The organism is Lacibacter luteus (genome assembly GCF_004118265.1).
Classification (GTDB): Bacteria; Bacteroidota; Bacteroidia; order Chitinophagales; family Chitinophagaceae; genus Lacibacter; species Lacibacter luteus.
Genome location: NZ_SDHW01000007.1, coordinates 102,402 through 117,854 on the forward strand (window position 1 = coordinate 102,402; position 15,453 = coordinate 117,854).

Consider the following 15,453-nt stretch of genomic DNA (forward strand, 5'->3'; position numbering starts at 1 on the left):
GCCGACAAGTATACTGAGCGAAGTCGAAGTAGCCATGAAATAAAATAATTCAATGAAGTATTTCTTCCTTTTCTTTTTTTTTGTAATTGCTTTTTCTGTTTCCGCCCAACAGAATTATGATATTGTATGGACTTCACAAAGCAACAATGCATCAGCATCCATGCCCTGCGGTGGCGGAGATATCGGTATGAATGTTTGGGTGGAAAAAGGAGATTTGTTCATCTACGTTGCACGCAGCGGCAACTTTGATGAGAACAATGCCTTGATGAAGACAGGAAGAATAAGAATGAAACTTTCTCCCAATCCATTTACCGGGACAAACTTCAAACAACAATTGCATCTACGGCAAGGTTATGTTGCCGTGCAAGGAGAAAACAACGGCATTAAAACTGAAATAAAAATATGGGTCGATGTGTTTAATCCCGTTGCACATATTGAAGTAAGCAGCGACAAAAAAATAAACGTTGAAACTTCATACGAAAGCTGGCGTTACCGTGATCGTGTAATCACCAACAGAGAAAATTGGGGCAACTCCTGGAAGTGGGGAGCACCAAAGAATAATGTGTACAAGAAAGATGTGATTGACTATTCCGGCAATGCTGTGTTGTTTTATCATCATAACAGCAGTGAAACCATTTTTGATGCGGTGGTCAAACAGCAGGGAATGGAATCGGTGAAAGAACAACTGTACAACCCTCTCAAACAATTGGCATTCGGAGGTTTTTTCAGCGGAAAGAATTTTATAGCTACAGGAACAGATACTGGTTCCTATGCGAATACTGATTTCAAAGCATGGAAATTAAAAAGCAAGTCGGCGGCAAAGCAACATGCGCTGCAATTAGCTCTGCACAATGCACAGGTAAATGATATTGCTGAATGGAAACAATCACTTGATTCGTTGCAGCAAAAAGTAAAAGCAGATAAAACTGCTTTTCAAAAAACACAACAATGGTGGAAGCAATTCTGGAGCAGAAGTTTTATTGAAATTGATCCGGCAAAAAAAGAGTTACGTTCATGGGAAGTGGGCCGTAATTATCAACTCTTCCGTTACATGCTTGCCTTGAATGTAAAAGGAGCATGGCCCACAAAATTCAACGGAGGATTGTTAACGGTTGATCCCATTTATACTGATACGATCAATAAAGGATTGACTCCCGATTATCGCAACTGGGGAGGCGGTTTGCACACGGCACAAAATCAACGCCTGGTTTATTTTCCTATGATCAAAGCAGGTGACTGGGATATGTTACAACCGCAACTCAATTTTTATTTGCGCCTGCAAAAAAATGCTGAGTTAAGAACAAAAGTCTATTGGAATCATGCAGGGGCATGTTTTACCGAGCAGATGGAGAATTTTGGTCTGCCCAACTTTGCAGAGTACGGCACCAAACGCCCTGATTATTTTGATAAAGGTGTGGAGTACAATGCATGGCTCGAATACGAATGGGATACGGTGTTTGAATTTTGTTTGATGATGTTGCAGGAAGCTGAATACACAGGCAAAGACATCAGCGATAAAATTCCGTTCATCATCAGTTGTCTGCAGTTTTTTGATGAGCATTATCAATTACTCGCCAAACAAAGAGGAGCGAAAACATTCGATGGAAATGGCCATTTGGTGTTGTTTCCCGGCAGTGCAGCCGAAACATTTAAGATGGCGAACAATTCGGTAACAACAGTTGCTGCCATGCAAACCATCATCAAACAATTGCTTTCAACAAATTTATCGGCAGAACAAAAGCAATATGTTGAACTGTTACAAAAGCGTGTTCCCCCATTAAGCTACCAGCAATTCAATGCTCACACAACCATTGCTCCCGCAAAAACATGGGAGCGTATCAACAATGTTGAATCACCACAATTATATCCTGTGTTTCCGTGGGGAATCTTTGGTGTTGGTAAACCGGGTTTAGATATAGCATTGAACACATGGCATTACGATACGTCAGTCATTAAATTCCGCAGCCATATTGGCTGGAAGCAGGATAATATTTTTGCTGCACGGTTAGGCCTAACCGAAGAAGCATGGCGCTTAACCTCTCTCAAACTGCAAAACAGTGAACGTCGTTTCCCGGCTTTCTGGGGACCGGGTTTTGATTGGGTGCCCGATCATAACTGGGGCGGTAGTGGTATGATCGGTCTGCAGGAAATGCTGTTGCAAACCGATGGACAACGCATGCTATTATTCCCTGCATGGCCAAAAGGAAAAGATGTGCATTTCAAATTACATGCACCAATGAATACAACTGTTGAAGCAGAGTTGAAAGATGGGAAGCTGGTAAAGTTAATCGTGTTGCCGGAGGAGAGGAAGAAGGATGTGGAGATGATGTTGAAGTAAATTAATTGATCTCTTTAAATGAAGTTAAGTTGACGAAAGTTTTCAAATCCCCTATTAGTTGCTTGAGTTTTGTACTGTTGTTATATTTCGTGTTAATACTTTTCTTGCCATCACTATATTCAGTAAAATCCAGGTTGTAAGAATCTATTCTCTTTTGGAAGGAATTTATGTTTGTTCGGAAAAATATATTGTAAAAACATGAATGACTCCGGGTAGAGGTTACTTCTATTGTGTATTTACGGCCTTTTTCTTTCTTGTACTCATAATAAACAGGAGACTTAATTTCTTCCTTGCTAATGATTTCTTTGTTAGTGAAATAGAAACTTAAAGGATTCTCATTACTAATTTGAATGGCTTTGTAATCTTCACAATGTTCAAATTTTTGGATGAAGAAATTGCCATTTTTCTTCCATATTAAATAAAGAGAAGGGCTTTGATTACAACTATCGATAGAGTGGGCAAGATCATTGCAAGTAATGAAATACACCAAAAAACTATCAATATTGTTGACTCTTGTAAAGCTGTCGATTTTACTATCAATTTCTTGTGCTGAGGTGTTAATGCACAGGCATGAGAAAAAAGTGGATAAAAGAAAAGCTACTTTCATCTTTTGCTAGATGCTATAAATAAAGATTTCCATAAACATAAAATCATGCGAAAAATCCGTGCCTCCGTGGCAATCATCACCAATCATCACTTCTAAAACTACTCACCGGAAAACCTTCTACACTAAACAAATCACCGATCACAAAATCCTTAAATGCATAACGTACCGCAACAGGCTCTTTTACATCAGGTGCTGAAACCACAATCGTTCCTCCACTGATCAACGCTTTTGCAGGACGGAAAATTTTATTGCTGCCTGCTACTTCAAACAATTGCAATGTTTTTCCATAAGCAGTTAAACCCATCGGTGCATTTGAAAATTTGATGGTAACGGTATTGCCGCTCACTGCCATTGATTCAAACGCCGGACTTTCATAACCAAAACCTTTCAGTCCGTATGTTTTTGCCAATGCCATATAGGCCAAACGCTTGCTGCCGGTTGCTTTATCGGCCGGGTGTATATTGAACTCTTCAGCAATATCCATCAACACCGCCATGCCGCTGTTTGGAATTTTTGCAAGAGCTTTCCGTTGAGCATCACGCAGGTAAGCTGAGTTATTGTTGTTGATATTTACCGCTGCATAGTTATTATAATTATACGGAGCGATCTGGCAGAAATAAAACGGAAAATCACCTTGACCACTTTGTTCTCGTATCTGTTTTACAAATGCAGGAAACAAGGTTTCGTATTGTTTTGGACGATCATTGTTGCTTTCACCCTGGTACCACAAACAACCTTTAATGGTATAACCTAGAAATGCACCCAACATTCCATTGTATAAAACAGTTGCGTCTTTGTTGCTAAGCTTTGTTGTATCGGTTGGAGAAGGTACTTTGATCTCAGGGAATGCTTTTAATGTTTCGGCATCCATAAATGCTTCAACAGGTGAGCCGCCATAACTGATGTTTACAATACCAATGGGTACGTTCAATCGTTTCTGTAAAATTTTTGCAAAGTAATAAGCCGTAGCACTGAAGTTGCTCACTGCTTCAGGCTCTGCTGCTTTCCAGGTAGAAGCTTTGGTTGTATCCTGCGCAGTACGTTGCACCGAACGGGGCACAGTGTACAAACGTATCTGATCATTTGTTGAATTAAAGATGGCATCATTGCCGGCAAGTATCGGCTGATCACGGTAACCTTTCATCGGCATTTCCATATTGCTTTGTCCGCTGCAAAGCCATACTTCACCCAGCAATACATTCTTTAATGTAACAGCATCACCATCGCTGATGGTAATGGTATAAGGTCCGCCCGCCTGGATGGTTTTTACTTTCAATTTCCATTTTCCATTGGCGTCAGCTTTTGTATTGTAACTGACTTTGTTCCAGGATGTGCTCACTTTTACCGTGCTTCCGGCCTTGGCCCAACCCCAGATAGCCGCCTCGGTTTGTTGCTGCAGCACCATATTATCGCTAAAAAAATAAGGAAGTTTAATAGTAGCGTGGGCAATTGCTTGCTGAAAAACGAAGAGGATAGCAAGGGTAATAATGCGAAGCATATTTTTTTGCATGGCAACGATTGTTTTTAGGGAAACGAATGTACTGTTTTCGGCGGCTTATGCGTCATGTGCTTACACGACCGGATGTTTGTTTTTTATTGATTGATGGTTGGTTGTTGCAGCATTGTGTTTTTTAGTAATTTTCACGCCATATCCATTTACTTGCTTGCAGTATGAAGGAAAAGGACAACAAAGAAGGCTCGCATAAAAATATCTGGTACGGTGTAGGCCGCCAGCGTATTGAAATACCCAAAACTATTTTAAAGTCGAGGGTAAACAGTAATCCTATGCTGCAGCATCTGCACATCCATTCCATTGGGTATTATCCTAAAGCAAAAGATCATTTTACATATCGTAAGAAAGGGTTACCGGAAAACTTTTTGTTCTATTGTGTAGATGGGCATGGCTTTTTCCAGATCGGTAAACAACGTTACGAAGTAGGTCCAAACGAATTTTTTATTCTTCCGCAAAATACAGAGCATACCTATGGCAGCAGTCCCGATCATCCATGGACAATCTACTGGATCCATTTCGGCGGCGATTCGTTACCACAGTTTAACGAAGTGCATGAAGTGCAGAAGCATTTTAAACCGGAATATGTAAAGAATAATGGGGAGATCATTCCCATTTTTATGAAGATCTATAAAACACTGGAGCTGGGTTACAGTATCGATAACCTGTTGTTTGCTAACATGTGCCTTTCGCATTTTCTAACCCTGTTCATTTACAACTCACGCCATTATACTTCTACTGCAAATGATAAGCTCGATTGTGTAGACAGTGCTATCCTTTTTATGCAGGAGCATATCAACGATAATATTTCGCTGAATGATTTGAGTAAGCAGTATAATTATTCGGTATCACGTTTCTCCAACCTGTTCAAACAAAAAACGGGTTATGCGCCGATCGATTATTTTTTACAGCTAAAAATGCAGAAAGCCTGTCAGCAGTTAGACTTTACCGATCGTTCCATTAAAGACATTGCGTTTAGTATGGGCTTTGATGATCCGTATTATTTTTCCAAGCGCTTCCGCACCATTATTGGCATGTCGCCAAAGAAGTATCGCACAAGAAGGATTGATGAAGCAAAAGCGAATATGAGTTGATAATGCAGCGTTTATTCTTTTCTGTCTTTTGCAAACAATAGCTCTTTGTATTTCTGATAAAGAAAAGAAATAACCAGCAGTACCACACCAATTGAAACATATGTAATGATTTTTTCAATTGTAGAAAACCGCTGACTGTCCGATACAACTAGTTTAAACAGCGTAATGCCAAACAATCCGATAGAGAAGAAACGAAGTATTCTTTTTTTCAGGAAGAAACCGGCCGTAAACAAAGCAATTGCACCTGCTATCCAGATAAGTGAAATGGTTATGCCGCTGTATTTAATAGGCACAAATAATACAAGAAAAATAATGCCCGTGAAAATAAACCAGTCGCAGAGGTTGCGGTATTGTTTTAAGAATTGATAAACAACAATACTCAATGCAAACTGAAAAAGACCGTAGAACAAAGTAATGTCGGCATATACAGTTGTTTCTCTTTCGGTTTTATAAAGTGCTATCAGCGATATGTAAACAAAGAGACTCAGCAAGCCGGTTAATAAATAATCGGTGGCTAAAAGTTGTTGGTTTCGCAATATGCGAAAACCTAAAATGGTTACTGCAAACAGGCCGAAGAAAGCAATCGTAAAAGCCAAACCCGTGCCGAACCAAACTTCAGCACTATATTCAGCTACAAGCCATACAATGAAAATGATCCATGTAAACGAGAACGATAAGTATTTCAGCAGCTCCCAATCTTTTCTGAATGAAACAAACAAAATACCGGAGTTGATGATAAAAAGATAGGAAAAGAGGGCGGCCATGTTTCCCGATTCGCCACCTACAAGAAAAGGGATGCCATAAGCACCAACAAATGCAAGTGTTGCAATTTCCTGGCGATTGAATTTTAAGGCAACCCATGTTGTTGCAACGGTTAAAGCTACCATCATCGAAAAAGCAACAGGCCGTGCAATAAAGCCGTAAAATTCAAATGCACCATAGGTAGTAAAATAGAATGTAGCTGCAGCACCGCTAAAAAGGATTGCACTGAATGCTTCATATTTTTTCCTAAGCAGAATACTCAGAAACAGTAAAGCTCCACCCGAAACATAAGCAAAGACGATCCGTAATAAAGGCGAAATAAGATTTTTATCAATGGCAAATTTTACGCCAATGGCAATCCCTATTAACAGTACAATAATCCCCACAAAATTTAAGAGCTTCAACCCAATGAACTGCTCCAGGCTGAAAGTTGATTTTGCTGCTGGTTGGGGCGGTTGAAAAGCCGCCCTGTTGTCGGCATTGTTATAAAGAAAATTCCGTAGCTCGTTCTTTAGTTTCAGAAGTTCAAGCCGGCCGTTTTCCTGCTGTTCTTCCAAAGCTTTCATTTGTTGAATAAGCTGCTGCAGTTGCTCTTTAGAATTGTCTGTCATGGAACTAAAGTAAGAACCGGGGATTACAAAAAGATTGACAATGGTCAAAAAAAAAGCAGTAAGCCGGATGATTGTTGCAACGCTGAAATTGGCGGTTATTGAAATTTAAGGCATAACTTTTGACCCAACAGGTTGTTAAAAGCCTGCATTTGTACGAACGGCTTAGTAGAACTCGGCTTTTCTCGTTATTTTTACTCAATCATTTATGTCAAATTTTATCCAATATATGTTCAGTAAAAAGAGTTTCATGATCATACTTGTTCTCCTGTTGGGGGGCAGTATCTTTTTTGCCGTACAATCATCCGGTATCCGCAGAGAACCCACTAACCGATTTGAACGCATCCTGAAGTTGATAGGAGAGTTCCTCGAAGAAGGGCATTACAATCCTAAGAAAATTGATGATGGTTTTTCGAAAGTGGTGTTCGATAAGTTTATGAAGTATCTCGATTCGGAGAAATCTTATTTCCTTCAATCGGATATCAAAGAATTTAAAAAATACGAAGGCCGTATTGATGATGAGATTCACGGTTCGCAGCTGGAGTCGTTTTATGCTATCAACACCGTGTATAAAAAACGCATGGAAGAAGTGGCTGTATTGTACAAAGAAATCTTGCAAAAGCCATTCGACTTTAATGTGGATGAAAAGTATAACGATGATGACGATAAGCGTACCTATCCAAGAAACGAAGCAGAACGTAAAGAAGCATGGCGCTTAAAGTTGAAATATTACACGCTCGATCGTTATGTTGATCTTGTTGAACAACAAGAAAAGAACAAAGGCAAAGAAGGCTTTGAGGCGAAAACAAATGCCCAATTGGAAAAAGAAGCACGTGAAAAAGTGTTGAAAACCTTCGACCGCATGTTCGATCGTTTGCGTAACAGGTTTAAAGATGAAGACCGTTTCAATTACCTCGTAAACAGTATTACCGAAACAATGGATCCGCATACCAACTACCTGCCACCATTGGAAAAAATTGCTTTCGATGAGCAAATGAGTGCAGGTGAGTTTTTTGGTATCGGTGCTTCCTTACAGGAAGAAGATGGCAATATTAAGATCGCTTCAATTGTTGCCGGCGGTGCTGCTGCAAAATCGGGCGAAATACAAGTGGGTGATTTTATTTTGAAAGTTGCACAAGGTAATGCCGAGCCACAGGATTTAACCGGTTTTGAAGTGCCGGATGCTGTGCGTTTGATCCGTGGTAAAAAAGATACCGAAGTGCGTGTAACCATTAAAAAGCCAAGTGGTGCAATTAAAGTGGTTTCGATGATTCGTGAAAAGATTGACCTGGAAGAAAACCGTGCAAAGAGTACGATTATTAAAGGGCCCGATAATCATAAAATCGGATACATCTTTTTACCTGCTTTCTATGCCGACTTCCAGGATGCAAACGGTAACCGTTGTGCACAGGATGTAGCAAAGGAAATTATTAAACTGAAGGCCGAAGGTGTACAGGGTTTAATTATCGATCTGCGTTTAAATGGCGGTGGATCGTTAATGGAAACAGTAGAAATGGTTGGTCTGTTTATTGAAGATGGCCCTGTTGTGCAAGTGAAGAGCAGGGATGAAGCACCGACTATTCTTCGTGACCGTAATAAGAATGTATTATGGGAAGGACCGTTAACTGTAATGGTGAACGAATTCAGTGCTTCTGCATCAGAAATTTTTGCTGGTGCTATCCAGGATTATAAACGTGGGTTGGTTGTGGGCAGTACTTCAACTTATGGTAAGGGTACAGTACAACGTAATATTGAACTAGACCGTGCAAGCTGGGTAAGTAATAACCCTTCAGATCTTGGTAATATCAAACTCACATTACAAAAGTTCTACCGTGTAACCGGTGCAAGCACACAATTGAAAGGTGTGGTACCCGATATTGTTTTGCCTGACCAATACGAATACCTGAAGATGCGTGAAAAAGATGAGCCTACAGCATTGCCTTGGGATGAAATTGGTGGTGCACAGTTTAAAGCATGGAAGTCTGATTTTGATCTGAATTATATTATTCAGCAAAGCAAACAACGTGTGGCACAAAGCCCGGCGTTTACACAGATTGTTCAAAAAACAAACTGGCTTTCCAATTACGACGATAAGCACTTCTCGTTGAAGATCGATAAGTTCCGCCAGGAAAAGAAAACACTTGGCAACACTATCCAGGCAATTGATTCTGTTACAAAACTTACTTCTCCTTTAGAAGTAACAAACCTGGAAGTGGATATGGCCACAATTAAAGGCAATACCAATAAAGAAGAAAGAAACAAGCTGTTCATTACCCGTTTAAAGAATGATCTCCATTTAGGCGAAACAGTGAACATCATGAGCGACATGATACAACAACATTTTATTGCACAGAATAAACAGGCTGCAAAGCAATAACTCTTAAAAGTGCAATCATAATAAAGCAAACGCCCCGCAATTTTGCGGGGCGTTTGCTTTATTCCATGGGTTTAAAACAGGTGCAAAGTGTTTTTATTTTGTCGTGAATGAGATTATCCCATTGCTGGACTTACTGCTGGATATATGAATTCTGTGTTTCTGATTTCCGTCATCAATAATGAGTAAGGCTGTGTTTGGTGGAATACTTCCGAGATTTTCAGCATACATTTTTAATTCATTTTTACCTCGGTTACGGTCAATTTTTATTCGAAAAGAGAGCGGTTTGTTATTAAGTAGTTGATGATTGGCTATTATTTCATCATTGTAAATCAATGTAACACTATCTCCATCTATTATTCCATTATCGTAGATTGAAATATTAACGTACTCGTTCTCTACTAAAATATGTTGAATGACGTTATCTGCTCTTTTTTCTAACTTTAGTTTTGGTGCTTCCGGAGCAGAAATGAGTTTTGTTTCCTTTTCGGTTGATAATGTCGTAATTGGCAGCTTTAGATTTATACTAATCTGCTTCTGAACAGTATCCCTGCAACCGGTATTATTCTCAGTAATCAATTGTACTTTATAATTGCCGGACTTGTTGTACAAATGGATTGGGGCGAATTCTTTCTTTGCGTCGTTGGTTGTGTCGAACGTCCAGGTATGATTTTCACTTTTATTCTTTGCTTTGAATTGAATTTTACCGGGCTCGTCTGTTTCTGAATAAGTGAAATCTGATTTTGGTTTAACAAGAGTTACTTCTTTGATAACAGTATCGGCACAGCCGAATTTATTTATTGTAATAACTTTTACCTTGTATTTACCATATTTTGCATAAGTGTGAGATGGAGATGTTTGGTTTGTTGTAATACCATCTCCAAAATTCCATTGTATACTTTTTAGGTTTGCGATTGAGGCAGCAGAAAGATTAAATATTATGCTGTTACAGTTTTTTACAGTATAACCAAACTTTGCAGAAACAATTTCTTTTTCGTCGCAGTTGGTTTTTGATTTTTCAGGTGTAAACGTACATAAAGCCGAAATTTCATTTTTTGAAAGAGGCCGGTTGTAAAACCTTATTTCATCAAGCAAACCATTAAACCAATACGGGTATTGCATGTTGTCCATTTTTCCAAAGAATAAATCATATTTATTAGCGAAGTTGTAGTTTTTTACAATGCCCTTTGCCTGCAGCTTGCAGTCTATGTAAAGCAGTGCATTTGTGCCGTCATAAGTATAGGTTAGCAGGTACCATTTTCCCGGTACTATATATTCGTTGGATGTTGAAGCTGCAAATGCTCCGTAGAAAGATTGCCGGCTTTTATCTGGTCTTTCTGTATAACAATTATTGCCATTGCTTGACCTGTTATCGTCAAACGTAAGCATATAGCTGCCGTCTAAATAATCGGCATCTCCTTTCATTACAATTCTGTTTCCATGACATTTGCCATCATAAAACCCTTTTACCATCACCCAAACAGATATTGAAAATCCATTTCTGAAACGCAGGCTTGCATTATCGGGAATCCGGATGTAATTGTTTCGGCCGTTGAAGGCGCATGCTGCATTTTTGTTTCCAAAACGATCGGCCGCAAAAGTAATTTGTGCTGCCGATGGATTGTTTCTGTTACCGCTTTCATCGTTTGCATTGCCGTTAAAAGGATAATAGGCAACAAGACCTTTATTTAAGTTTACCTGCGCCCTTGCGCTATTGCATAAAAAAAATATTAAAACAGAAGTTGTGAGGAAAAATCTCATATGCCTGGTGGAAGTTGTCGATGAGTTTTGAAAATGAAAAGAGTGATTCAATAATCAGAGTATCAGCGGTTATATTTTTTGAAGTAGCTCAACAGTTCGTTGTACCATTGCTTCACTCACATCCAAATGAAGTACAAAACGTATCTGTTGCTTACCCATCGTAAAACAAAGAATACCTTTTTCTTTTAACTGTAATACGAGTTGTTCTGGATTAACATCGTCTTTTATTTTAAAGATGACAATGTTGGTTTCAACGGGCAGTACCGTTTCTACTTTGGGGTTAGAGAGGAGAGCGGCTTCTATCAATTTTGCATGTATATGATCAGTTGCCAAACGGTTAACATGATGCTCCAGTGCATATAATCCCGCAGCAGCAATAATGCCCGCTTGCCGCATACCGCCACCAAACGCTTTACGAATACGACGGGCTTTTTTAATTTTTTCTTTTGTGCCCAACAGTAAACTGCCTACAGGTGTACCCAACCCTTTGCTCAGGCAAATGGAAATGGAATCGAACAGTCGACCAAAATCGGCAGCTTGTTGTTGCTTTTCAACCAAGGCATTGAACAAACGGGCTCCATCAAGATGGAGGATCAGGCCGTTTGTTTTACAAAGATTTTTTATTGCTTCTATTTCAGCCAGCTCGTAACAACTTCCCCCGCCACGATTGCTGGTATTTTCCAGTACAACCAAGCTCGAAACGGCTTTATGAATATCATCCCTGTTATTGATACCTTCTGCAACCTGCGCTACAGTAACCCGTCCTCGGTTACCTTGAAGCAACCGAACGGAAGCGCCGGAATTAAATGCAATACCACCACCTTCGTACTGGTAAACATGGCTCAGCTCATCACAAATCACCTCATCGCCGGGCTGGGTATGCATTTTTATGGCAATCTGGTTGGTCATGGTTCCTGAAGGGCAAAAGATACCCGCTTCCATTCCAAACATATTTGCCGCCGTTTCTTCCAACTTATTCACAGTTGGGTCTTCTCCAAAAACATCGTCGCCAACCGGTGCCTGCCACATGGCTTCCAACATTGGTTTAGTAGGCTTGGTTACAGTATCACTTCTTAAGTCAATCCATTCCATATCAATGATTTAATGTTTTTACAGGGCTTGTTGTCCCTACATTATTTTCAGTAAAAATAAACAAACCGAAGCCTTAAAGCGTTGTATATACGAAGGAAGTTTGAACCGTAAAAGATCGAACAACACCCAGTTTAGCTTCAATTATTAACATACACTATGAAAAACGACGATTGATGATTACCTTTGCAAACGGTTTACAGTGGATTATTAACCAGTTTTTTGCAACTCCCGGTCAAATTTCCCTGTCTAAGTAACGTTTCAAACAATTAAGAGGAATTCAATATGCGGCAGCTCAAAATTGCAACCCAGATTACCAACCGTGATTCTCAAGCGGTTGAGAAGTATTTACAGGAAATTTCGAAGATCCCGATGATTACGCCGGAAGAAGAAACAACTTTGGCTCAGCGTATTAAAATGGGCGATCAACGTGCTTTGGATAAACTGGTTCAGTCGAACTTGCGTTTCGTGGTTTCTGTGGCTAAGCAATACCAACATCAGGGTTTATCGTTAAGTGATCTTATCAACGAGGGTAACCTCGGTCTGATCAAGGCGGCTCAACGTTTCGATGAAACCAAGGGTTTTAAATTTATTTCTTATGCGGTTTGGTGGATCCGTCAATCGATTTTGCAGGCTTTGGCTGAGCAAGGTCGTTTGGTGCGTTTACCCCAAAATAAGATCGGTACATACAACAAAGCAAACAAAGCATACATGGCGTTCGAACAGGAGCATGAGCGTGAGCCTTCTACTGAAGAGCTGGCAGATATCCTGGAAATGAGCGAAACAGAGATCAACAATATTTTCCAAAGCAATACCCGTCATACTTCACTCGATGCTCCTGTGCACGAAGCGGAAGATGTGGCAATGGGTGATTTACTGGAAGGCAGCGACGATACAGACGAAGATGTAATGAAAGATTCGCTTCGTAACGAAATCCGTCGTGTACTGAAATCACTCAGCCCACGTGAAGCGGAAATCGTAAATGCTTATTTTGGTTTGGATGGTGAAAATGGTGTAACCATCGAACAAATTGGTCAGAAATACGATCTTACAAAAGAACGTATCCGCCAGATCAAAGAAAGAGCAATTAAACGCCTGCAGAAAGCTCGTTACAGCAATGCGCTGAAGAGTTACCTGGGCAATTAAGATATTGAATAATGGGTATTAAGTATCGAACCCCGGCCTGAGTGTCGGGGTTTTTCATATCCTGAGCGTAGTCGAAGGAATTTTATGTCGAGCGTAGTCGAGACCCATGGCCTTGATTATAATTAGCAGTTACCTCACAACAACATCACAGATCTGCCCGTATTTTTGAAAAAGGAAATGTTATCAAACAAAACCTGAAATGAACATATGAAATACATTTCAACCGTTGTTTTGCTTTTTGTGTTGATTGGCTGCGAAAAGAAAGTGGAGTTTGATTTAAAAGAAACAATGCCGCTGTTAACTGTTGATGCATCGATCGAAAGCGGGCAAGGCCCGACTGTTGTACTTACAAAAAGCCTTAATTATTTTTCGAAAGTATCTGCCGAAGTTTTAGCCAATACAATCATTAAAGATGCCGAAGTGTATCTTTCAACCGGAAACAATACACATCAATTACGCAGGTACGATGTTGTTTTACCCGGCACTACCATTCCTTTCAGTTATTACAGCAGCGATACTGCCAATGCTTCAACCATTATTCGTGGAGAAGAAGGAAAATCGTATCAGTTGCGTATCGTGTGGCAGGGGAAAGAATACAAATCAACTACAACCATTCCTGCAGCCCGCAAGTATATCGACTCGCTATGGTGGGTAAAAGCTCCCAATACGCCCGATACAAGTACGAAAGTAGTGGTTCGGGCAAGGGTGATAGATCCGCAGCCCTTTGGTGATTATGCCCGTTATTTTACCAGTGTAAACAACGGTACATTTTTGCCTGGCTTTAATTCTGTTTTTGACGATGCTTTTGTAAACGGCACAACCTACACGGTTGATGTAGATAAAGGCGTAGACCGCAATGCCGATCTTGATTTTGAAGAATATGGGTTCTTTCGCAAAGGCGATAAGGTAACCGTTAAATTCAGCAGTATAGACAAAGCTACTTTCGATTTCTGGCGTACGGTAGAATACAGTTATCAAAGTATTGGCAATCCTTTTTCAACCCCAACAAAAATCATTGGTAACATTGGCAACGGAGCACTCGGATATTTTGGAGGTTATTCAAGCCGGTACACTACGGTTAATATTCCCCGTTAATTATCCACACCCTGTTCATTGTAACGCAGGTTACATTTTCATTGCCCGGATAGGGCTAAATTTGTCGACTAAAATTTTTTGAAGACGATTATGGAAGCAGCAGAAAAAGTACATTGTTTAATCATCGGATCCGGTCCTGCCGGTTATACCGCCGCTATTTATGCATCAAGAGCCAACCTGAAACCTGTATTGTACCAGGGAATTCAGCCCGGTGGCCAGTTAACGATTACTACAGAAGTTGAAAACTATCCCGGTTACCCCGAAGGCGTACAAGGCCCGGAAATGATGGTTGATTTTGAAAAGCAGGCAGCCCGTATGGGTGCCGATATCCGTTACGGACTTGCAACAAAAGTTGATTTCAGTTCAACTCCACATAAAGTATGGATCGATGATGAAAAACTCATCGAAGCAGACAGCGTAATCATCAGCACAGGTGCCAGTGCAAAATGGCTGGGTCTTGAAAGTGAACAACGTTTAAACGGTTACGGTGTTAGTGCATGTGCTGTATGCGATGGGTTTTTCTTTCGTGGTAAAGAAGTAGCGATTGTTGGCGCAGGCGATACCGCAGCAGAAGAAGCTTTGTACCTGAGCAAGCTTTGTACGAAAGTGCATATGCTTATTCGTAAAGATGCAATGCGTGCAACTAAAGTAATGCAGGATCGTGTGTTGAATGCACCGAACATTGAAATACACTGGAATACCGAAACGCTTGAAATATTAGGTGATAAAAAAGTAGAAGGTATGAAAGTGAAGAACAACAAAACAGGCGAAGAATCGGTAATTCCGGTGCAGGGCTTTTTTGTTGCAATCGGTCATCAGCCTAACTCCGATATCTTCAAAGGATTTGTTGATATGGACGAAGCAGGTTATATCTTAACAGTGCCTGGTACATCTAAAACAAATGTAGAAGGTGTATTTGCAGCAGGCGATGTGCAGGATAAACATTATCGCCAGGCTGTTACAGCTGCGGGTAGCGGTTGTATGGCAGCGTTAGATTCAGAACGTTATCTTTCTGCAAAAGGATTGGCATAGTTTATATAAAATTTTAAACAGAGTCCTGCTTTTACGG

The 15,453-nt window shown here is 40.2% G+C and carries 11 protein-coding genes; 6 read left to right on the plus strand and 5 right to left on the minus strand.

Going from position 1 to position 15,453, the window contains the following annotated elements:
* Window positions 1-52: 52 nt before the first annotated feature.
* The gene (locus ESA94_RS18615; RefSeq protein ID WP_129132458.1) at window positions 53-2,338 is read left to right on the plus strand and encodes a DUF5703 domain-containing protein; all 2,286 of its coding nucleotides are present in this window, start codon (window positions 53-55) and stop codon (window positions 2,336-2,338) included.
* A 1-nt stretch (window position 2,339) separates the two neighbouring features.
* On the opposite strand, the gene ESA94_RS18620 is transcribed toward ESA94_RS18615, so the two are convergent.
* A complete protein-coding gene (locus ESA94_RS18620; RefSeq protein WP_129132459.1) occupies window positions 2,340-2,945 on the minus strand; it encodes a hypothetical protein in 606 nt (201 codons plus the stop codon).
* Window positions 2,946-3,021: 76 nt separating this feature from the next.
* On the minus strand, window positions 3,022-4,455 hold the full coding sequence (locus tag ESA94_RS18625; RefSeq protein WP_205756017.1) for a sialate O-acetylesterase: 1,434 nt from the start codon (window positions 4,453-4,455) through the stop codon (window positions 3,022-3,024).
* Window positions 4,456-4,616: 161 nt separating this feature from the next.
* Here ESA94_RS18625 and ESA94_RS18630 point away from each other — a divergent pair, with 161 nt between their 5' ends.
* Window positions 4,617-5,549, plus strand: coding sequence for an AraC family transcriptional regulator (locus ESA94_RS18630; RefSeq protein WP_129132460.1), 933 nt, complete (start codon window positions 4,617-4,619; stop codon window positions 5,547-5,549).
* 11 nt (window positions 5,550-5,560) lie between these two features.
* On the opposite strand, the gene ESA94_RS18635 is transcribed toward ESA94_RS18630, so the two are convergent.
* Complete coding sequence (locus ESA94_RS18635) at window positions 5,561-6,922, minus strand: DUF2339 domain-containing protein (RefSeq protein ID WP_129132461.1); 1,362 nt, start codon at window positions 6,920-6,922, stop codon at window positions 5,561-5,563.
* Window positions 6,923-7,169: 247 nt separating this feature from the next.
* On the opposite strand from ESA94_RS18635, the gene ESA94_RS18640 reads away from it, so the two are divergent.
* Window positions 7,170-9,296: a carboxy terminal-processing peptidase gene (locus ESA94_RS18640; RefSeq protein ID WP_240671103.1), complete on the plus strand. Its 2,127-nt coding sequence runs from the start codon at window positions 7,170-7,172 to the stop codon at window positions 9,294-9,296.
* Between the two features lie 93 nt (window positions 9,297-9,389).
* Here the strand turns inward: ESA94_RS18640 and ESA94_RS18645 are convergent, their stop codons facing one another.
* Both ESA94_RS18645 and ESA94_RS18650 read right to left on the minus strand, forming a co-directional pair.
* Window positions 9,390-11,054 carry a LamG-like jellyroll fold domain-containing protein gene (locus ESA94_RS18645; protein ID WP_129132462.1) on the minus strand — a complete coding sequence of 555 codons (1,665 nt, stop codon included), beginning with the start codon at window positions 11,052-11,054 and terminating at the stop codon, window positions 9,390-9,392.
* Between the two features lie 69 nt (window positions 11,055-11,123).
* Window positions 11,124-12,146, minus strand: coding sequence for a threonine aldolase family protein (locus ESA94_RS18650; RefSeq protein ID WP_129132463.1), 1,023 nt, complete (start codon window positions 12,144-12,146; stop codon window positions 11,124-11,126).
* 282 nt (window positions 12,147-12,428) lie between these two features.
* Between ESA94_RS18650 and ESA94_RS18655 the strand changes: the two genes are divergently transcribed.
* The 3 genes from ESA94_RS18655 to trxB all read left to right on the plus strand — a co-directional run bounded on the left by ESA94_RS18655 (window position 12,429) and on the right by trxB (window position 15,416).
* Window positions 12,429-13,289 (plus strand): sigma-70 family RNA polymerase sigma factor, encoded by an 861-nt coding sequence (locus tag ESA94_RS18655; protein WP_129132464.1) that lies wholly within the window; start codon window positions 12,429-12,431, stop codon window positions 13,287-13,289.
* 207 nt (window positions 13,290-13,496) lie between these two features.
* Window positions 13,497-14,384: a DUF4249 domain-containing protein gene (locus ESA94_RS18660; protein ID WP_129132465.1), complete on the plus strand. Its 888-nt coding sequence runs from the start codon at window positions 13,497-13,499 to the stop codon at window positions 14,382-14,384.
* Window positions 14,385-14,474: 90 nt separating this feature from the next.
* Window positions 14,475-15,416 (plus strand): thioredoxin-disulfide reductase, encoded by a 942-nt coding sequence (gene trxB, locus ESA94_RS18665; RefSeq protein ID WP_129132609.1) that lies wholly within the window; start codon window positions 14,475-14,477, stop codon window positions 15,414-15,416.
* Window positions 15,417-15,453: the final 37 nt, after the last annotated feature.